Origin of the sequence: Gracilimonas sp. (assembly GCF_035704785.1) — a bacterium.
GTDB lineage: Bacteria > Bacteroidota > Rhodothermia > Balneolales > Balneolaceae > Gracilimonas.
The window spans coordinates 1-19081 of record NZ_DASSWP010000194.1 but is presented as its reverse complement, the minus strand read 5'-3'; the positions used below and the strand labels follow the sequence as shown (position 1 = coordinate 19081).

The window sequence follows — 19081 nt, the reverse complement described above, 5'->3', positions numbered from 1 at the left end:
GTCCGGCCCCAAATCGAATCGGGGCTAAAAGCACCCTCGAATTTCCTACCACCTCTTTGGCATTTTCAGCCCTGCCTTTCACTAAAAACCCTTCTTTTGGATTGTGCAATTGTTCCACCTTTTGAGATGGATATGCCCCATAAATGTGTAATTCAGCCTGAGGTAATTGCTTTCGAATTATGGGCCAAATATCTTGCTTAAGATATAGCACCGCATTCCAGTTTGGCTCGTGAAGGAAGTTACCAATAGAAATAAAGTGTTTACGCTTTCCATATGACTCCCAATTGGTTACTTCTTCTTCACTGATACCATTTAGCAAAAAAGGTACATACAGAAGCAAGTTTTCATCAATACGAAATCCCTTTTTCAGTAACTTCATTTCGAAGTTGGAAATGATCAATGAGAGATCGCATCGGAGAATACTGGCGATCTCTCTTTTGGCAAGGTCATTGAAAAGATCACTTTCCTGAATATCCCTCTCCTCTTTCCAGGCCTGTTGCCGGGCTTCCCGTAAACAATGCAGATCTTCGGTATCCAAAATCCGAAGTGCTTCAGGACAATTTTCCGCCACCCTCCATCCAAATTGCTCCTCGGTCATAAAGCGGTCAAAGAGAACCAAATCCGGGGAAAGGTCGGCAACTAAGGTATCAAATGAAGAATCATTGAGTTTTATAGATGCATGCCCGATCTCTAATTCCTCCAAATTTGCTGAATATGGACTTTCAGAGGCCGCACTTGCAAATGTAATGTTACAACCTTCTGATCTAAGAACTTCGATCAACTGCATCATTCGTGATCCCGCAGCGGAAGAATTTGGTTCAGGCCATACCTTTCCGATAATCAATGCCCGTAGATTCATCTATTTCTGTAATGAAATTGAAATTCGTATCAACCAAAGATCGTAATAAATAAAGAACTTTATCTGCCTATTGGTATAGTAACTCCTAACCAGGGCACTCCAATGAATTCCCCGCCAATATCTGTTGGGCGGATAAGCCCAAAGTCTACAGCAAAATTCTCCGGAGCCCACCGGAAAGCGGCTGATATCAGCCCATAAGTTGAGCCATCAGCAGTCACAAAGTAGTTCTCAGTAATTAGATAGGTATTCTTGCTCATTCTGTGCATACCACTAAGGTTGATCAAAGGAATATCAGCCCATTTACCGTCAGCATAGCCATAGCCTAACCCAAAGGAAAAGTTACTGTCTCTGTTTCCAACAGTTGCAACACCATAGGCAAGGCCGATACCGGAATTACTTTCTCCAATCACCCCTCCAAAAAGACCACCTGCAGCTATATGAAACGATTCTCGTGAGATCGGTATCGAAACTTTTGGCATGATCCAAACCGGAACATAGCTGTTTCCAAACAGGAACGTTGGGACCAAACCTCCGCCCAATGAAAAATTATTAGTGATCCCAAAGTTTACATTATTGAAAAAGATCCATGTATTTTGGTAGTATCCCTCTCCTTTTTCTAACCCCAATGCATTTGTGCTGAACAAATAACGAGTGCTTTGCGGATTATCATGCCAATACTCTCCGTCTCTGAGATTGTTCTCGTTAATTTCCTCAATGGATCTGATATTTGATCGGATAATGGTTACTTGCCCAAGATTCTCAGTCTTAATGACTATCTCATCTTCATTTTCTGATACGAGAGTCCCGATAAAAGTATTACCATCGGTAGTAACCACACGATACATTTCCCCCGGCTCCAGTTGAGCCTGAGCATATAAAGTAGTGTTTAGTAATAGTCCAAAAACAGCGATGAAAAATGCTAATTTTATTTTCTTCATAAATTCCCCGAATTATTTTAAGTAGATCTACATGATGGTGAAAGAAGTTCCAAAAATTTAATCTAATACTGAGAAAGATATTTTCCGAAAATTATTTTCCTCTCTTATAAAAAGCCACAGGCAAAATAGCTTATAGTATTCACCCTAAACACACCATAACAACGCTTTGAAATAAAACCATTATGCTTTTCATTCAGTTGCACTCATTTACGATGGGGTCGCTTTTCAAATATTGTATCTCTTTTTCTGTTTGTGGAATAGAAAAGATCTTGTATGGACGGGTTAAGGCCTGCGTAGTGAAACAACTCTCTCCCGGACGAACCTCAGAATACCTTACAATAATCTGAGTATCATTTTCATTCACTTGTAAATTATCAATCCCATATCCACCGCTAGGTTTTGTATCGAGCATCAGAAGTATGACCTCACGGTCTTCAAAGTTCAATGATGGAACTTCAGGTAAAGGACTCATTCCTTCATGCACCCTGTTCCATTCCGCTTCAAAAACCCGTTGAGAAGTAATTTCCTTATGAATTTCACCCGGCTCCGGATAATTGGAATAATACTCAGATTTGATCTCCTCTACATTATTCATAGGCGTTCCCTCATATCCAGGTATTTGCGAGCAAGCAACACTCATTGTTATAATGATCGTCCAAATTAAAACTAACCCTTTCATAAGCCTCCTTTTAATTAGCCTGTACTAAGTAAACATAATATAATAAATATTATTTCTTCCTGATCACGGTAAGCCCATCAAGGAAAGGCAACAAGATCTGCTCTACCCTTTCATCTTCTGCTACAGCTTTATTGAATGCATCAAGCGCTGCTGATTTTTCGTCTTGAGGATGTAATACCGCACCGCCCCAAAGCACATTATCAACGATCATTAACCCGCCTTTCCTTAGTTTTTCAATAGATTGTTTAAAATAAAATGAATAACTCACTTTATCAGCATCCAGAAAAACCAGATCGAATTCTCCGTTCAGATCAGTTATTAATTCCTGTGCATTTCCCTTCATAAGATGAATTTTGTTCTCGGTATCAAACTTCGCAAAATGATCCTCAGCTAATTCCTGATATAGCAAATTCATCTCTATAGTGATGATCTCTCCATCCTCCGGTAGTGCCTCGGCCATCATTAATGCAGAATATCCTGTAAAGGTGCCGATCTCAAGAACACGCTTGGCATTGCTAATTTTGACGAGCATTTTCAGCAATTGTCCTACTAAATTTCCACTGAGCATGTCGATATAATCTAACTTACTATCAGAGGAGGCTACTAGCTCTTTGACTTGCTCAGACTCATCTGTAGTCATTTTAAGAGCATATTGCTCTATTTCATGATTAGTAATTTGAACGATTGGCTTATTCCTGTCCTTCTTCATGATTGAAAGATAAGGCACAACCCCCTATTATCACCAAAAAAAAAGTCACATTGAATATTATACCTGCAGATGAATCCCGGTTCTTTATCTGGTTTTTCGACAAATACACCAAATGGTCACTTAAACGCAGATTCAAACAAGTTTGGGTCAAGCAAAAATATCAGCCAGATCATGGTTCTAAAACGGTCTATTTTCTGAATCATAATTCCTGGTGGGATGGCCTCATCCCACTCTATCTGAATGAGAACTTCTTCCGGCAAAAAGCACGGGCTATAATGGAAGACAAACAGATGAGGCAATATAGTTTTTTCAGTAAAATTGGAGCATTCTCCATTAATCTTGAAGACCCAAAAGCATCCATATCTTCACTCCGCTATGCGGTCGAATCTATGGAGCGGGATAACGCCAGCCTTTTTATTTATCCTGAAGGAAAGATCACACCGGTCTCGGAAACAGAGCCTGAGTTTAAAAAAGGACTAGCCTGGCTTTATACTCAAACCGAAGAAATCGACTTCGTTCCCATTGGAATTTACATGCATACGCTGAGAAGCAGCAAAGCCGAGCTTTATTTGTCAATAGGAAAATCAGTTAATCATGATAAACAATTGAACAGGAATAGATTAAATGAATTATTTCAACAGGATTTACACCGACTTTTACTGGAAGAAAGGGAGGTTTCCGGCTATTCTGATGAAGGATTCACCCCTCAGTTCTAATTCCTGTATTCCATTTACCATGTCCAGGGATACATTAAACGCGACTTTTGCACCCAATGAGGCTTTTTACTCATATACCTCAGGCGCATGTGGACCAATGGCCAAAATGTCTTTTTTTGAATGTTTTCAGGATATATGTATTCTGAAATACCATGCGCTGCATGAACTTGCCCTTTATAGTTAATTATAGAATCACCAATAAATCTTTGATAAAACGGGCCGTCGTCAATCTTATCTTTACATTGAATATTTACAGATACTTGAGTTGATTTTATGTCGATTTTTCGTGCTGAATTGATCCCAAACAAATTTCCCGCTTTATAGGTCAGTTCAACCTCATTCATATACTCCAGAACATTGCGGTTTTCATGGTCGATCAGCCAGGCCTCCAACTGTTGTGAATCATGCTTTTCCATTAAATAATAGATCAGCGTAAAATCATCGAAATGGTACCTACCCCAATACCATTCTTTGAAACTATCCTTCATCGGCTCATACCCTGCGTTATGATCGTGATACCCCTTCCCTCTTACGGCTAATACCTCCTCGCCATTTAGCCCGTCTATTTTCAGATCTGCATGAAAATCTAATTCCGGCAGGATCAGGTTCCATACATGCTCGTCCTTGCTTTCAGATACAACGAGTGACTTAGAGGACAAACCTCCTTCACCCTTGATCGATCCTGTAATCGAATGACCCGACATCAGCTTCTGATCCAATTTCATATCGAAACAAAATTTATTGTCACGAATATCATACTGAAAAGAATGATTCTCTATACTCAGCCTGAGTTCTTCTTCATCCCAATTGAACTCCGATTCGCTGAATTCGAGGAAACTATAATAGATGGTCTTTTGGTTCTGGTAGATGGAAATACTGATGGCAGGATGTGAATTTCCGTTTTCAATGCCTTTATTCAGTTTTTCTATTTTTTCGGTAGAGAATGGATTATCCTGATAAAAAATGATTACAAAACCATACTTTTCATCATTGCTTAAGCCATCAAAATACCACCATTCATACCCATTTGGCGGTTTATTAAAATCCGGAGATACCCGGTCTAGATCTGTGGTTATATTCATAATAAAATAATAGTGAAACTGAATGGAAACGTTCAGTTTATTAACATTCGTTTAATGGACATACTTTTATACGTTGCAGCTGCTTACCTGGGTTTTACGATTTTTGTATTTGTACGTAACTGGTTTGAATTTCGTTCTCTTAAGAATTTATCACCATTTATTGCCAATAGTGAAGAAAGAGCTCCTTTTGTCAGTATTTGTATCCCCGCGCGCGATGAAGAAACAGTTATCGAGCGTTGTGTCACTTCAGCCCTTAAGCAAGACTATCCAAATTTTGAGGTAATAGTTCTGGATGATAACTCTACTGACAAGACCACTGAGATCCTAGCCAAACTATCAGGCATCATAAATAATTTACGCCATCTAAGCGGAAAACCTAAACCTACTGACTGGCTGGGTAAACCATGGGCATGTCACCAGTTGAGTATCCATGCCAATGGAGAATTTTTGATATTTATTGATGCAGATGTATGGCTGGAAGAAGATACTATTTCAAAGGCTGTCAATGCCTTACAGAAATCAGATACCATTACGGTTTGGCCTAAACAGCGAGTAATTACATTCTGGGAAAAACTGATCATTCCCATGATCTATTACGGCCTTTATAGTTTACTTCCTGCCAAGTATGTTGAACAAGATCCCCGCTGGTTACCAAACAGGTTCCGCAGAAAAATGGCCCCCAAATTCGCAGCAGCCTGTGGGCAGTTCATAGCATTTAATAGAAAAGCTTATGATGAGATCGGCGGACATTCATCCGTAAAACAAGAAATTGTAGAAGATGTTGAACTCTCAAAGGCTATTAAACGACAAGGTAAAACCATTACCATGTATGACGGTGTTGACACCGTTAATTGTCGAATGTATCAGTCTCACAAAGAAATATTTGAAGGACTCCGGAAAAACTTCTTTGTTGGTTTTGGCAAAAATACCCCTCTTTTCCTTTTCATGGCTTTTCTTCAGTTTGTTGTATATGTGATCCCATTTTTTATTCTTTTTTTAGGAAATTCAGAACAGCAATTATTCTCAGCCGTGCTCATCGGTATCATATTTTTACAGCGATGGTTACTTGATTATAGGTTTGGCTGGAATCCATTGATAAGTATTCTTCAGCCTCTAACCATCCTTTGGTTCGAAGTATTAGCAATATGCTGCTTATGGGACCATTACACAGGGAAAAAAGCCAGGTGGAAAGGACGGGAAGTATAAATAAAAATTCATTCCACCTTCATCAAGAATTGTTTTCTTTTTTGAAGATTCATAGACATATTTAGGATGTATGAAAGCATTGATCGAGAAATACCTGAAATATTTGAGTGTAGAACGAAATGCTTCGAAACACACTATTATTTCCTATCAAAATGATCTTAAGTCTTTTCTTGATTTTTCGGCTGAGCTCGAAGATATCCGGATTGATGAAGTAGAAGTTACAACCATCACCCGGTTGACCATAAGACTATGGCTGGGAGATCTTTCAGAACAAGGATTAGCCAAAACATCCATTGCCCGTAAAGTTGCCGCGCTCCGGTCTTTTTTTAAATACTGTTTCAAGCGAGGCTACATTGAAAAGAATCCTGCCCACCTCTTAGTTGTTCCTAAAAAAGAACAAACACTTCCAAAAACAGCTACGGTCGAAGATATAGAGCGAATGATGGATGCTGTGAACACAGATACCGTAAAAGGATTACAAGATCGAGCAATTCTGGAGCTTTTTTACGGAACCGGAATGCGGCTTAGCGAATTAACGGGTTTGAATCTTACAGACGTAGACTTAAAACAAAATCAGGTTACTGTAAAGGGTAAAGGCAATAAACAGCGAATTATCCCATTAGGTAAAACAGTAGCCCGTATATTAAAGGAGTTTATAGGCAAGCGAACAGAATTATATGGAGAACGTACGGATAGCGATGCCAGGAAAGCTTTATTCATTGCCGCCAGTGGTCAGCGTATATACGATAGAATCGTTCGTTATATGGTAGAAAAATATTTGAAGAAGACCAGTGAGGTCACTCAAAAGAGTCCACATGTTCTGCGGCATAGTTTTGCCACTCACATGTTGGATAATGGAGCAGATATCCGAATTATAAAAGAATTTTTAGGGCATGCGAACCTAGCAGCGACGCAAGTTTATACGCATACAAGCATCGAGAGATTAAAAAATGTGTACGAGCAAGCCCACCCAAGAGCGAAAACATAATCATTAATATTTCATTTAAGGAGTTATAAGTATGAAAACTACATTCACAGCACGCCATTTTGAAGCAAGCGCAGACCTTCAGGAATACTGCAGAGACAGTGTTGAAAAATTAGAACAGTTTTATGACCGAATTGTAATGTGTGATATTATACTGGAACCAACCCCTTCCGACGAAAATCCTCAGCAAGCTGAACTAATTGTTAAAGTACCCCGTAAAGTCCTTACAGCAAAAGAATCGGCTAAAACCTATGAACAAGCATTGCATAGTGCAATAGAAATTGTCAGCCGGCAGCTGAAGAGATACAAAGACAAAATGCATGCAACCCAATAATTTCTAATCTATGCCCTTTTCACCTCAGGAACCCATCCCGCGCAAAAGTAAGATCTCCGTTGCTTATTTAGTTGATAAGCTACGAGAGCGCGTAAATATCGCTATTGTGTCATGTGCCTCAGAAAATTGCAGCGAGGATAAATTTATTACCGAAGCAGATCTTCACAGGCCGGGATTGGCTCTTGCAGGATACATCGATCCTTTTACTTACCAGCGAATTCAGATTATTGGTAATACAGAGACCCAATTTCTTGGTCATTTGAGTAAAGACAAACAGCTGGAATCATTTAGAAATATTACTCAATTCGAAATGCCCGTCATATTTTTAACTGATAACAACCAGCTTCCACAATATTTATTGGATGTTGCAAAAGAAGCAGGCATACCGGTTTACTCTACCCCTCTTGAGACCACACGATTCATGTATTTACTTCGAGATTTCATGGAGGATCAATTTGCTATTCAAACCATGGTTCACGGTTCCATGATGGATGTGTATGGTATTGGGATCTTGGTAGCAGGAAAATCTGGAATAGGTAAAAGTGAAGTTGCCCTGGATCTCGTAGAAAGAGGTCATCGCCTGGTAGCCGATGATGTAGTTATGCTTACCAAGAAAAATAACGTCTTGATGTCTTCGGCCACAGAAATGAGCAAACATTTTATGGAAATAAGGGGTCTTGGCATTGTAGATGTGATGTCAATGTTTGGTATCCGGTCAATCCGATATCAGAAAAGATTGGAGGTTGTGCTTGAACTTACCCTTTGGGATGAAACCCGTGAAGTTGAAAGAACCGGCTTAAATAACGATTCTGTAAATGTATTGGGGTTAGACATTCCCCTCATTCATCTGCCAATAACACCCGGAAAAAACATTACCGTGATTGCTGAAGTAATCGCTATGAATTATCTGTTAAAACATTATGGATATGATCCTGCAAAGGCATTTCAAGAACGGATCAAATCAAGTATCGATGAAAAAACAAAAGGTGGAGACATGAGTCCCAAAAGGGCCATTGAATATTTTGAAGGTGATATCGAATAAAACTGTAACATTAGAGTTGTTGCTTACTCTTTGAATGTGGTGTTAAGGTTACTATCTTAAGCAACTTTCGTAACAAGGTTAGTATATGTCTCTCAAAAATCACTATTACTACGACGAAGCAAATTGTGAATTTGTACCCATTGAGTATAACAGAATTGAACAAGTGATCTATAACTTGTCAATTTGGATCTTATCCGGAGTTATACTCACAGGCATCGGTATTATATTACTCTCTAATTATGTAGGTACTCCTGCGGAGCTTGCTCTTAAAGCTGAAAATGAAGCGTTATTTAATCAGCTTGAAACCACAAGAGTAGCACTTTCAGGCCTGGATGAGCAGATCACAGAGATTGCTCAGAAAGACAATGAAGTATATCGTTCTGTTTTGGGGATGGAAAAAATTTCTTATGAAGAACGTCAAGCGGGTGTTGGTGGATCTGACCCATACAGTGAATTCGATGTTTACACTGAATCAACTTCAGAGTTACTAAAATGGACTGCTTCAAAAATTGACAATTTAGAACGAAGAATCAGTATACAGCAATTAAGTTTCGAAGAAATTAAAAGTCAGTATAATGTAAACAAAAAGAAAATGGGACATATTCCAGCTATCAAACCTACCAGTGGTATTTTGCTAAGTGGTTTTGGAATGAGAAATCACCCAATTTTAAAATACCCCCGCCCCCATAACGGACTCGATTTCCGTGCTGATATAGGTGACGCTATATTAGCCACCGGAAAAGGAAAGATTAAATATGCAGGCCCGCAAGGCACTCTTGGAAAGATCGTAATTATTGATCACGGTTTTGGTTTTGAGACTCTTTATGCTCACCTATCAGGATTTGCCAAGGGAATTAAGATTGGAGCTACTGTGGAAAGAGGCCAGCAAATAGCCATGGCAGGTGATTCAGGCTTGTCTGAAGGGCCACATTTGCACTACGAGGTTCGTTTCAACAATCGTCCGGTAGATCCCCTTTATTATCTATTTGCAGACACCTCTCCTGAAGAGTACGCTTTGTTCAAAGAGATCTCTGAAACGAATAAAAACTCTTTAGACTGATCTCCATAAGTTCCAGAAACAGTTTACTTAAATGAAAAGTTTTTTGTGGCATCACACAATGCTTTTCATTTTCTTTGGTTCACCTTGTTCAATTGAACCAAATTTTCATGAAACTATTTTCGCTCGCCCTGCTTCTCGCCTTTTTGTTTATAGCTGATTCAGTCAGCTCTCAATCAGTACTGAATCCCGATCATAAAGAAAATATCAAGCAAATCATTGAAAAAGGGATGTCCAGTGATATTGCATGGGATCGCCTGACATACATGGCCGATACTTTTGGGCCAAGATTTAGCGGTTCTGAAAATTTGGAGAATGCTTTAGACTGGATCGTTGAAAAAATGCAGGAAGACGGATTCGATAACGTTTGGAAACAGCCTGTAATGGTCCCTCACTGGATTCGCGGTCAGGAGTCTGCAACCTTAATTTCCCCCAGAGAACAGGATCTTCCTCTGCTTAGCATGGGAGGCAGTATTGCAACTCCTGAAGGCGGCATCTCAGCCGAGGTTATTGTAGTTAAGAGCTTTGAAGAGCTGGAACAGGTCAAAGATCAGGTTCAGGGAAAGATCGTACTCTATAATGCTGAATTTACTTCCTATGGGAGGACCGTACAGTACCGGGTGAACGGGGCTATAGAAGCGGCAAAACACGGTGCAGTGGCAAGCCTTATACGCTCAGTTGGCCCCTACTCCATGAAGACACCTCATACAGGAACCATGTATTATAATGAAGAAGTAGAAAAAATTCCGCACGCTGCCATAACAGTTGAAGATGCCATGATGATACAACGCATGTATGACCGTGGTGAAAAGATAGAGATCCATTTAGAACTAAATGCCAGGACTCTTCCTGATACCCAATCCCATAATGTGATCGCCGAAATTAAAGGGACAGAATTTCCGGATGAAATAATAGTACTTGGAGGACATATCGACTCCTGGGATGTTGGTCAGGGAGTCATGGATGATGGTGGAGGAAGCGTTGCCGCATGGGAAGCTGTGAGGTTAATGAACAAATTAGGCATTAAGCCAAAAAGAACTGTTCGTGTTGTGCTTTGGACAAATGAAGAAAACGGATTACGTGGCGCAAATGAATACCATCGCTGGGTGAAGGAAGAAGAACAGTCATTAGAAGAGCATATTTTAGCCATGGAGTCGGATGCGGGGGTTTTTGATCCGATCGGGTTTGGCTTCTCGGGAAGTGATGGTGCTTATGATATACTTACTGAGATCGGAGCGACTCTTAAGGTCATTGGGTCGGGTGAAGTAACCAAAGGCGGTGGCGGGGCTGACATCGGGCCACTGATGCAGGATGGTGTACCGGGTATGGGATTGGTAGTAGATGGCTCTCGTTACTTCTGGTACCATCATACCGCTGCTGACACAATGGATAAGTTGGATAAGGAAGACTTTAATGAATGTGTAGCCACCATGGCTGTTTTTGCGTATGCTGTGGCAGATATTGAAGAACGTTTGCCAAGATAAATTTTCAGACTCAAAAACTCATAAGCCTTTATTGATTCCAAGAGGAATAAAGGCTTCTATCTATTAAGAAATGCTCGTTCTAACTGATCTCCGGCCTTAATGGATCTCTTCAGCCATTCCAGCTTTAATTCTTCCTGCTCTTCTTCTGTAAGTTTCCAGGTGATATCAGAGTCTCTTAACCGGCGTGTGATATTGTAAAGGCAAATTGCAGCACTTACAGAAATATTGAAGCTTTCGCTGAAGCCTGTCATTGGAATTTTCAAAAATCCATCAGCCAGTTCCTTGGCTCTGTCACTTATTCCATCGATTTCTGAACCAAAGACCAATGCCGTTTTATCTGATATGGACAAGTCGTTCAAGTTTGCATCCTTTTCATGAGGAGAGGTAGCGATGATCTTGTATCCTTTCGCTTTCAGAGTGTTGAAACAAGCTTCTGTATTATTTGTTCCGGGTTTTTTATATCTATGCAGTGTAAGCCATTGATCTGCCCCGATCGTGACCTGGCTGGATGCATCAAAATCGTTTTTATTTTCAATTATATAGACGTCCTGAATGCCAAAACCATCACAACTTCTGAGAACTGCACTTGCATTGTGAGACTGGTAGATATCTTCCACTACTACTGTAACGTGGCGTGTACGCAGCTCAGCTACCTCCACGAGCTTTTGCCATCTTTCTTCTGTGGCAAACTCACGCAAATGCTCGATCAGCGATGATCTTTTTGACTTATCCATATACTATTGCATAAAAAAAGTCCCACAAATGAATAATCTGAGGGACTTAAAATCATAAAAAATTTCTCTTAATCGCATCGAAAAGCAAAACCTTTCTTACGAATTGTTTCAATGTAATCGACCTCGGTGTGTTCCCTGATCTTCTTTCTCAAGTAACTGATATATACATTGATATAATTTGTTTGGGTATCAAAATGAATATCCCAAACTTTCTCTGCCAATTCTTCCTGGGTAATAACGCGGTTTCTGTTCTTCATGAAATAAACCAAAAGGTTGAACTCATTATTAGTAAGCTGAACCTTTTCGTTATTTATAGAGAATTCCCGTTTTAATAAATTCACCTTTAATTCATTGCAAACCAGCTGCTGTTCTCCGCCGGATTCAGACCGCCGCTTGATCGCCGTCATTCGGGCTATAAGTTCCTCCGTATTAAAAGGCTTGGTCAGATAGTCATCTGCGCCAACTTTTAACATTTTTACCTTTACATCGGTCTCCTGTTCTCCGGAAAGAATAAGAACGGGGGTTTCAACATTTTTTTCTCTGATATTCTTGCATACCTCGTATCCGTCTCCATCTGGTAAACCAAGATCCAAAATGATCATATCATAATCATTCTTAATGGCATTAGCCTCGCCATCAGTTGCATTATCTGATGTGAAAACAGAATTTCCATTATGCTCAAGTACGGCCTTGACCAAAGTACGAACAGATGGGTCGTCTTCAATTACAAGTATATTCATTTCCTTCCTAGAATTTGTTTGTAGCGATGTAAATGGGAATGACTGTGATTTTTTACACTGGTCAATAATAGCTGTATTAAAATAACTTAACAAACATTAGAAACAAAAGTATAACAAAAAATATCAGCATTCAACGTATCCTGAATCCTTTAGCCATTTTTTTGCTTGGTCAATGAAAGCGGTTTCAACCTGGTGACCGGCATCAATTAGCTTAAAAGAAGCATTGAATCCTTCTTTCTGTAATAATTCTATACACTCCTTTTGAGGTGCAGGATAAACGCTGGTATCATTTTTTCCGTGTAAAGCTAATATATTTATGTGCCTGGCCTGGTCTCGCTTACCTTCAAATGCTTCTGTTTTGATCCTTCCACCTATCACGATCAGGTCATTTACATGTTTCCATCTTGAAAAAGCAAAGTAGCCACCCAGGTATCCACCCATGGAATAACCAAATACGCAAAGTCTGCTAATTTGGATCACACCCACCAATCCATCAATAATTTCCTGAATAAACTCAGAAGCCACTTCCATGGATTTTATGAATTGTCCCTGGTTTCCGTCATATAAATACCAAGCCCGTCCCCATTTTGAGACGTTAACCTTTCCTGTTTTATCGTAGATCGGATAAGGGCCTTGAATGAATAAGTGATAAGCCTCGATATTTAAAAGCTTCTCAGTTTTCTTTTCGAAATATTCAATGTTCTGATCATAGCCGTGTAAATATACTATCAACGGCTTCTCCCCCTTTTTCCCTGTTTCAATAAGCTTGTAAGGCACTTCGACTTTAAAGGATGTTTTCCCGGATATAAGAACGTCTCGCATAAATAGTTTTTGGCGATTATAATTCGAAGCTCAAATATACATAATGGAATTCTGAATGCTACACTTAATTCATAGTAGTTTAACATAGAGGTAACTATTTGCTAATGATAATTCATGAGATTGAATTATGATCAAAATAACTCCATACCTCCATTGTATAATACTTCTGGTGTCCATAACCAATCCTTGCCTTTTTGCACAGGAGAAAAAACAAGAAGTTGAAACGTCCATTAACAAAAGTGAGATTCCCGCGGAGGCTTTATCCATTCTGAATCAATTTTGGAATGATGAAAAAAAAGCCGATTTTTACCGTGAATTTGATGGCCAATCAGTTAGTTACGAAGCTAAGTTTAAGCTCGATAACTATCTGCACAGCATCGAGTTTGATGAAAACGGTACCCTGCTCGATATCGAGCTTCTCATCAACTTCGATGAAATCTCTGAAAATACCGGGAATGCCATTAAATCATATTTAAATGATCAGTACACCAAATTCAGGATAACCCGCGTTCAACGCCAATATTCGAGCGATGAAGACGATCTCACAGAGCTTTTTCTACAGAAAGAATTCGATGATCTTACCATCCGTTACGAACTGGAAGTTGAAGCTCAGAATAAAGAAGAGCTGGGAGCTTTTGAATTTTTGTTTAACAAAAATGGACAACTTATCCGGAAACGTGAAATTGTGAGACGTTCACTGGATAACATCTGGTAATACATGAAGTTTTTAAAATTTGGACTGCTTTTTTTGATAACAGGAATGTTAACGAATGCAGCTTTTGCCCAATCGGCTGATTTAATCTGGAGCCCTGAGATCTCTTATTCCTGGAAACAATCAGATCGCCTTGGGTTTTCTGCCAAAGTATCCATGTTTAACTCCCTTCGGGATCTGGACAACAGGTCCGCCGTTCGATATATCGAACCACAAATGACTTTTTCGTACAGTTCCTCTCCCAGAGTAAAATTGGGGGGCGGTTACTATTATCGGAATTCTACTCCTTTTCTTCCAGGTAATCAGTATGAACACCGATTCTTAGAGCAGATCGGCTTTGTTTCCTACATCGGAGATAAAAGAATAGCTCATCGTCTCCGGGCAGAGCAGCGTGTACGTTCAAGTTCGTATCAGAACAGGATTCGATATCGCCTGAGTTATGACTTTCCTCTGAATGGAGAAGAGCTTGATAACGGCGAAAAGTATCTCATACTTAAAAACGAAATAATGACTGCCTTCAACAAAGACGCGGCCGATGCAGAAAACAGAGCTGATATTGGCTTGGGCTGGTACTTCAATGATAAGCGGAAATTTGAGCTGGGACTTCAATATAGAACTCAGGATATTTTTAGCGATAGTGGTATAAGCCACTTATTCCTGCTCCGAACCTCCTATTATATGAATCAGTAAAGTTGCCTTCTTTTTCATCAACAGATCAAAAAGGCCACCGATCTATCACCACTTCTATTGCAGACCTTTTTTTAATGATCGCAGTTACCGCCAATATTAGTGCTGCAATGTGAATAAAGGGATCCATGGTTTCGAAAAATCCAGATGAAAAGCCAAGCGTAAAGAAATTCACGATCACCTTTGTTAACCAATAGAATACTTCAAAAAATAAAAAGGTAGAAAAGAAATTGATCGCTGCTAATACATAAGGATTCTTATCCTCATGCAGTTTCTCAAAAGAATCAATACGATTGTACTGATCGCTTAGATCCCGGTTTAACTCTTTTTCAAATTCCTTCCGGTCTAACTCTTGCTCTATTTCATTTTTCTTCTTCATAAAAGTACTCTATCATATTTCCATCCGGATCTGATATAAACAGAAACCTTCCCTTTTTGCGATTAGCCGGCCCGCTCATAATAGTTACTTCTTTTTCATGAAAATATTTAGCCAGCTCATCCACTTGTTTTGGATCATCCACGTAAAAGCCAAAGTGATCGACGCGGAAGTCACGTGATGTAGGATCATAGCTTGTTTCAGCTTCTACAATTACCAGGGTATCTTCTTTTCCGATTCGATACACTGCCATGCTTTGTCCCATGGTTCTTACTAATTCAAGTCCCAATATATCGCCATAGAACTCCTTTGAGGCGTCAATACGGTTAACCCTGATGGTGATGTGGTTTATTCCGGATGGTTTAATATTCATATTCGTATTTAGATAGTTTTAAATTATTTTCGCACCCAAACATACGACCCCCGCGTGTAATTCGAAAGTGTGTTATTTGATAACCGAATTCATTTCCATTGGGTTTGTATTTTGTAAGAGGTAGTTTGATATTTGTCCACCTTTAATTAATAAATTCAGAAAGTGTCCACACTTTATATAGTAGCTACACCCATTGGTAATCTTCAGGATCTCTCCCCCCGGGCAGTAGAGGTCTTGAAATCGGTGGATTATATCGCCTGCGAAGACACCCGCACTTCAGGAAATTTACTGCAGCGATTTCAAATTGATAAACCCACCTTTTCTTTTCATCAGCATAATGAGCACCGCAAAGTCGGGCATTTAATGAATATCCTGGATGCAAACCAGAATATAGCCCTTATCAGTGATGCCGGCATGCCTGGAATATCTGATCCCGGCTTTTTAGCTGTACGGGCAGCCCAACAAGGCGAACACACCGTAATTGTAATTCCCGGTCCTGATGCTGCAACCACGGCTCTTGTCGCCAGTGGGCTACCAAGTGACAGATATGTATTTGAGGGATTTCTACCCCACAAAAAAGGCCGCCAGAAAAGACTGGGTGAATTATCTGAAGAAGAGAGGACTATCATTATTTATGAAAGTCCTAACAGGTTATTAAAATTACTGGATGAGCTGGAAGAACATTTTGAACCGGAAAGGTTGGCCGCAGTAGCACGGGAACTCACAAAGAAATTCGAAGAAGTTAACCGCGGGACAATAACTGAGCTGCGAACAGAGTTTGAAAACCGGGATTCTATAAAAGGTGAAATCGTTGTAATTATATCAGGAAAAGGATACTCAGAATGAATACATGGTTCGGAAATAAATGGGTTATATCCATATCAGCCGGAATTTTATTGGGATTGAGCTTCCCTCCCATTAACCTGTCATTTCTAAGTATTCCGGCATTTATTCTTCTTTTTCATCTTGCTCAAAAGTGTGATTCCTACAGGCAGCTTGCATATTACAGTTATGCCGGCTTTGTAGTTTGGAATCTGATCGGTACTTATTGGCTTATGATGGCGAGCCTTCCTGCAGGAGTAGCCGCTATTTTAGCGAATAGTGTATTAATGACCATCCCCCTTTGTCTTGGGAAATACTTTTCTGACAAAAGCCGATCTCCCATCCTCATAGCAGTTTTGCAAACTTCTGCATGGGTAGGCTACGAATTTCTTCATCACAACTGGGATCTTTCCTGGACGTGGCTTGCACTTGGAAATGCCTGGGCAAACTGGATCGGTATCATTCAATACATCTCCGTTACCGGTTTCTTAGGGATCTCTTTTTGGGTTGTTTTGAGTGCTGCTCTCACCTATCAATTTATACTCCACAAACAAAAGAGCATAATTTATGCTGCTATTGGCATATTTGTATTTTTCCCGGCATGGTCAATTGTGCTATATAGCATCAGTGATACCCCTTCCTCTTCGGAGGAACCCATTGAAGTAGCCATCATCCAGCCCAATCATGATTCGTATTTGGATTACGGCGGCATGAGTGGTTTAAGTGAAGTCATGGATAGCTTATTTTCGCTAACTTCTAGAACTATTACCCCAAACACTGATCTTGTTATTTGGCCGGAAAATGCCATAGATGGTGCAATTTTCCTGAACTCAAGAACAGCGTATCAAATTGCCGATTCTGCAAGATCCTGGAATACAAATTTTATTACCGGAACCGGACTTTTTAAAACCTACGAAGAGAATACAAAGGAACTTTATAGAGGGAAACTTCAGAATTCCGGACTGCCCTACAATTATTTTAACGCTGCATTATTCATTAAAAAAGACGGAAGTATCAGTGATTACGAAAAAGCCAATTTGGTCCCCATAGTCGAGCGTTTACCTTTTGTGGAATTTTTTAATACAATCGATGTATTTGGCTGGGTGGACTGGGGAAGTATTCAGCAGTTTGGAAAAGGAAAAACACCTGACATGCTCACCACCGATCGGTTTAAAACTCCAGGCCTCATCTGCTATGATTCGGTTTATCCCTCATGGATAAGAGAATTTGTGCAACGCGATGCTTCTTTTCTAACCATTATCACCAATGATGGCTGGTGGGGAGACACAAGCGGACATCATCAGCACTTTGCCTATGCACGTCTGCGTGCTATCGAGTTTGACCGCTGGATTGCCCGTAGCGCAAATAACGGCTTTTCCGGCATCATTGCATCTAATGGAGAGATCAAGCACAAAACTGATTACTGGATTCGAACCGGTTTTAGCGGGCATGTCTACAATCGAGACACCCAGACGCTTTATACCCGTTTTGGAAACTGGCTTCCTATCTTTTGCTTGGTTCTTTTTGGAGTATTTTTTGGTTATTTCAAGCTAAGAAAAGAAGATCAAGTTAAGTAATCCTGTTATCTTGACTGAATAGCGATTCTGAAATTGAATCGAATATCATGATTGGTACGCGGTGGAAAAGCAGATGACTTCGGCTCTACTTTTGTAAACGTGTACTCAAAGTTGGATGTAACTGTTTGTGAAAAACGATATCCCAACACCAATGATGCATTGATACGGTTTTGTCCGGTTATAAAAGGATCGGTAAAATCATATTGGTCTACATTAGGATCTGGATTGATCACACTCAATGCTTGTTCAATATCTTGATTAAGGTAAAACTTCTGTTCTTTATCGTCAGCAAAACCACCATTGATGGTAACGTCTATATTATTTTGTATTCGGGGTAAAAATGGAATCGTTATTCCTCTAAAGGTATAATTAATGGATGTTGTCAACCCCTGTGATAACCTTTCCGTAACTGTTCGGCTGGATAGTGCCAAACTATTTGTCTTGCTTCGGTCAAAACTGATCTGTGTCCGAAGGTTCGACAACCAGGTTACATTCAACTGGATTAGTGGCGAAAACCTCTGTTCAACATTTATGGACGTGGGTTCAAAATCTCTTTTCACATCAATCACATTAAATGCCCCAATTCCCTGTCCCGGTTGCTCGCCTGTTATGGCATTCAAACTCCACCCAAGCCGATAGCTGCCACTGTAACCATGGCTAAGTGTCGCTCTACTCATTAAATTCCCCAAAAATGGAATATACTCTTCTACCCCTGTCCATGTAATCCTCCAGTTTGGTTTTGGGATCGGGGTGTAACTCTTCTCCCCAATTGCGCCGGTATTACCACCTAAATAGGCTCTTCTGAAATCCTCTTCCAAAGTATTTCTGTTCAACACGATCCGTCCGTCGCCGTTACCGGTTTCATCACTGATGGTTGAAGTTCCATTCAGGTCATCAAAGGCCGTTTGAAGCTGCCGTTCAAACAGGTCACGATAACCTTTTCCAAAAGCCCAAACTGAAGAGCTAATATTTCCGCTGGCTGAAATTGTAGAGCCAAATTCCCCACCCGGTGTCAGTGAAATAATTTCTGTTCTTCGCTCGTCCCAATTTGTATTCCAACTTAGATCCACCGTTAAATTTGAAAATATATTAAGCTTGGTTCCTACCGTTATATTGTCTGAAAAATTGTTGTTTTTGGGAAGAGTTA

The 19081-nt window shown here is 40.0% G+C and carries 21 protein-coding genes and 1 pseudogene; 11 read left to right on the top strand and 11 right to left on the bottom strand.

The window, feature by feature from the left end; translation table 11 throughout:
- From VFM80_RS11255 to VFM80_RS11240, 4 genes are all read right to left on the bottom strand, one after another.
- The coding region (locus VFM80_RS11255; RefSeq protein ID WP_395071928.1) for a glycosyltransferase family 4 protein at positions 1-859 on the bottom strand (859 nt) is incomplete at its 3' end.
- Between the two features lie 59 nt (positions 860-918).
- On the bottom strand, positions 919-1797 hold the full coding sequence (locus VFM80_RS11250; protein WP_395071927.1) for a hypothetical protein: 879 nt from the start codon (positions 1795-1797) through the stop codon (positions 919-921).
- A 193-nt stretch (positions 1798-1990) separates the two neighbouring features.
- The gene (locus VFM80_RS11245; protein ID WP_395071926.1) at positions 1991-2476 is read right to left on the bottom strand and encodes a protease complex subunit PrcB family protein; all 486 of its coding nucleotides are present in this window, start codon (positions 2474-2476) and stop codon (positions 1991-1993) included.
- Positions 2477-2525: 49 nt separating this feature from the next.
- Positions 2526-3203 carry an O-methyltransferase gene (locus VFM80_RS11240; protein WP_395071925.1) on the bottom strand — a complete coding sequence of 226 codons (678 nt, stop codon included), beginning with the start codon at positions 3201-3203 and terminating at the stop codon, positions 2526-2528.
- A 32-nt stretch (positions 3204-3235) separates the two neighbouring features.
- On the opposite strand from VFM80_RS11240, the gene VFM80_RS11235 reads away from it, so the two are divergent.
- Positions 3236-3901, top strand: coding sequence for a lysophospholipid acyltransferase family protein (locus VFM80_RS11235; RefSeq protein WP_395071924.1), 666 nt, complete (start codon positions 3236-3238; stop codon positions 3899-3901).
- Between the two features lie 14 nt (positions 3902-3915).
- On the opposite strand, the gene VFM80_RS11230 is transcribed toward VFM80_RS11235, so the two are convergent.
- Positions 3916-4983 carry a hypothetical protein gene (locus VFM80_RS11230; protein ID WP_395071923.1) on the bottom strand — a complete coding sequence of 356 codons (1068 nt, stop codon included), beginning with the start codon at positions 4981-4983 and terminating at the stop codon, positions 3916-3918.
- Between the two features lie 54 nt (positions 4984-5037).
- Here VFM80_RS11230 and VFM80_RS11225 point away from each other — a divergent pair, with 54 nt between their 5' ends.
- From VFM80_RS11225 to VFM80_RS11200, 6 genes are all read left to right on the top strand, one after another.
- Entirely contained in the window at positions 5038-6189 is a 1152-nt protein-coding gene (locus VFM80_RS11225; protein ID WP_395071922.1) for a glycosyltransferase, read from the top strand.
- 70 nt (positions 6190-6259) lie between these two features.
- Positions 6260-7177, top strand: a complete 918-nt coding sequence (gene xerC, locus VFM80_RS11220; protein WP_395071921.1) for a tyrosine recombinase XerC — start codon at positions 6260-6262, stop codon at positions 7175-7177.
- Positions 7178-7208: 31 nt separating this feature from the next.
- Positions 7209-7508 (top strand): ribosome hibernation-promoting factor, HPF/YfiA family, encoded by a 300-nt coding sequence (gene hpf, locus VFM80_RS11215; RefSeq protein WP_395071920.1) that lies wholly within the window; start codon positions 7209-7211, stop codon positions 7506-7508.
- Positions 7509-7518: 10 nt separating this feature from the next.
- A complete protein-coding gene (hprK, locus tag VFM80_RS11210) occupies positions 7519-8550 on the top strand; it encodes an HPr(Ser) kinase/phosphatase (protein WP_395071919.1) in 1032 nt (343 codons plus the stop codon).
- Between the two features lie 85 nt (positions 8551-8635).
- Positions 8636-9610 (top strand): M23 family metallopeptidase, encoded by a 975-nt coding sequence (locus tag VFM80_RS11205; RefSeq protein ID WP_395071918.1) that lies wholly within the window; start codon positions 8636-8638, stop codon positions 9608-9610.
- 107 nt (positions 9611-9717) lie between these two features.
- Complete coding sequence (locus tag VFM80_RS11200) at positions 9718-11091, top strand: M28 family metallopeptidase (RefSeq protein WP_395071917.1); 1374 nt, start codon at positions 9718-9720, stop codon at positions 11089-11091.
- Between the two features lie 56 nt (positions 11092-11147).
- Here the strand turns inward: VFM80_RS11200 and VFM80_RS11195 are convergent, their stop codons facing one another.
- The 3 genes from VFM80_RS11195 to VFM80_RS11185 all read right to left on the bottom strand — a co-directional run bounded on the left by VFM80_RS11195 (position 11148) and on the right by VFM80_RS11185 (position 13387).
- Positions 11148-11825, bottom strand: coding sequence for a TrmH family RNA methyltransferase (locus VFM80_RS11195; protein ID WP_395071916.1), 678 nt, complete (start codon positions 11823-11825; stop codon positions 11148-11150).
- Positions 11826-11893: 68 nt separating this feature from the next.
- Positions 11894-12565, bottom strand: a complete 672-nt coding sequence (locus VFM80_RS11190) for a response regulator transcription factor (protein ID WP_395071915.1) — start codon at positions 12563-12565, stop codon at positions 11894-11896.
- A gap of 123 nt (positions 12566-12688) precedes the next feature.
- Positions 12689-13387, bottom strand: coding sequence for an alpha/beta hydrolase (locus VFM80_RS11185; protein ID WP_395071914.1), 699 nt, complete (start codon positions 13385-13387; stop codon positions 12689-12691).
- Between the two features lie 127 nt (positions 13388-13514).
- Here VFM80_RS11185 and VFM80_RS11180 point away from each other — a divergent pair, with 127 nt between their 5' ends.
- A complete protein-coding gene (locus VFM80_RS11180) occupies positions 13515-14102 on the top strand; it encodes a hypothetical protein (protein WP_395071913.1) in 588 nt (195 codons plus the stop codon).
- Positions 14103-14105: 3 nt separating this feature from the next.
- A complete protein-coding gene (locus VFM80_RS11175; protein WP_395071912.1) occupies positions 14106-14789 on the top strand; it encodes a DUF2490 domain-containing protein in 684 nt (227 codons plus the stop codon).
- A 25-nt stretch (positions 14790-14814) separates the two neighbouring features.
- Here the strand turns inward: VFM80_RS11175 and VFM80_RS11170 are convergent, their stop codons facing one another.
- Positions 14815-15165, bottom strand: coding sequence for a hypothetical protein (locus VFM80_RS11170; RefSeq protein ID WP_395071911.1), 351 nt, complete (start codon positions 15163-15165; stop codon positions 14815-14817).
- On the bottom strand, positions 15149-15535 hold the full coding sequence (locus VFM80_RS11165) for a VOC family protein (RefSeq protein WP_395071910.1): 387 nt from the start codon (positions 15533-15535) through the stop codon (positions 15149-15151). Before VFM80_RS11165 ends, VFM80_RS11170 begins: the two co-directional genes overlap by 17 nt.
- 162 nt (positions 15536-15697) lie before the next feature.
- On the opposite strand from VFM80_RS11165, the gene rsmI reads away from it, so the two are divergent.
- Positions 15698-16381, top strand: a complete 684-nt coding sequence (rsmI, locus tag VFM80_RS11160; protein WP_395071909.1) for a 16S rRNA (cytidine(1402)-2'-O)-methyltransferase — start codon at positions 15698-15700, stop codon at positions 16379-16381.
- The gene (gene lnt / locus VFM80_RS11155) at positions 16378-17934 is read left to right on the top strand and encodes an apolipoprotein N-acyltransferase (RefSeq protein ID WP_395071908.1); all 1557 of its coding nucleotides are present in this window, start codon (positions 16378-16380) and stop codon (positions 17932-17934) included. The genes rsmI and lnt overlap by 4 nt, the downstream gene beginning before the upstream one ends.
- 5 nt (positions 17935-17939) lie before the next feature.
- Here lnt and VFM80_RS11150 read toward each other — a convergent pair.
- A pseudogene (locus VFM80_RS11150) lies at positions 17940-19081 on the bottom strand (cell surface protein SprA); the annotation flags it as partial.

Bases quoted from the DNA above. Each gene is read 5' to 3' on its own strand.
- VFM80_RS11250 (WP_395071927.1), bottom strand. From the start codon at position 1,797: ATGAAGAAAATAAAATTAGCATTTTTCATCGCTGTTTTTGGACTATTA.
- VFM80_RS11245 (WP_395071926.1), bottom strand. From the start codon at position 2,476: ATGAAAGGGTTAGTTTTAATTTGGACGATCATTATAACAATGAGTGTT.
- VFM80_RS11230 (WP_395071923.1), bottom strand. From the start codon at position 4,983: ATGAATATAACCACAGATCTAGACCGGGTATCTCCGGATTTTAATAAA.
- VFM80_RS11225 (WP_395071922.1), top strand. From the start codon at position 5,038: ATGGACATACTTTTATACGTTGCAGCTGCTTACCTGGGTTTTACGATT.
- xerC (WP_395071921.1), top strand. From the start codon at position 6,260: ATGAAAGCATTGATCGAGAAATACCTGAAATATTTGAGTGTAGAACGA.
- hpf (WP_395071920.1), top strand. From the start codon at position 7,209: ATGAAAACTACATTCACAGCACGCCATTTTGAAGCAAGCGCAGACCTT.
- hprK (WP_395071919.1), top strand. From the start codon at position 7,519: ATGCCCTTTTCACCTCAGGAACCCATCCCGCGCAAAAGTAAGATCTCC.
- VFM80_RS11205 (WP_395071918.1), top strand. From the start codon at position 8,636: ATGTCTCTCAAAAATCACTATTACTACGACGAAGCAAATTGTGAATTT.
- VFM80_RS11200 (WP_395071917.1), top strand. From the start codon at position 9,718: ATGAAACTATTTTCGCTCGCCCTGCTTCTCGCCTTTTTGTTTATAGCT.
- VFM80_RS11195 (WP_395071916.1), bottom strand. From the start codon at position 11,825: ATGGATAAGTCAAAAAGATCATCGCTGATCGAGCATTTGCGTGAGTTT.
- VFM80_RS11190 (WP_395071915.1), bottom strand. From the start codon at position 12,565: ATGAATATACTTGTAATTGAAGACGACCCATCTGTTCGTACTTTGGTC.
- VFM80_RS11185 (WP_395071914.1), bottom strand. From the start codon at position 13,387: ATGCGAGACGTTCTTATATCCGGGAAAACATCCTTTAAAGTCGAAGTG.
- VFM80_RS11180 (WP_395071913.1), top strand. From the start codon at position 13,515: ATGATCAAAATAACTCCATACCTCCATTGTATAATACTTCTGGTGTCC.
- VFM80_RS11175 (WP_395071912.1), top strand. From the start codon at position 14,106: ATGAAGTTTTTAAAATTTGGACTGCTTTTTTTGATAACAGGAATGTTA.
- VFM80_RS11170 (WP_395071911.1), bottom strand. From the start codon at position 15,165: ATGAAGAAGAAAAATGAAATAGAGCAAGAGTTAGACCGGAAGGAATTT.
- VFM80_RS11165 (WP_395071910.1), bottom strand. From the start codon at position 15,535: ATGAATATTAAACCATCCGGAATAAACCACATCACCATCAGGGTTAAC.
- lnt (WP_395071908.1), top strand. From the start codon at position 16,378: ATGAATACATGGTTCGGAAATAAATGGGTTATATCCATATCAGCCGGA.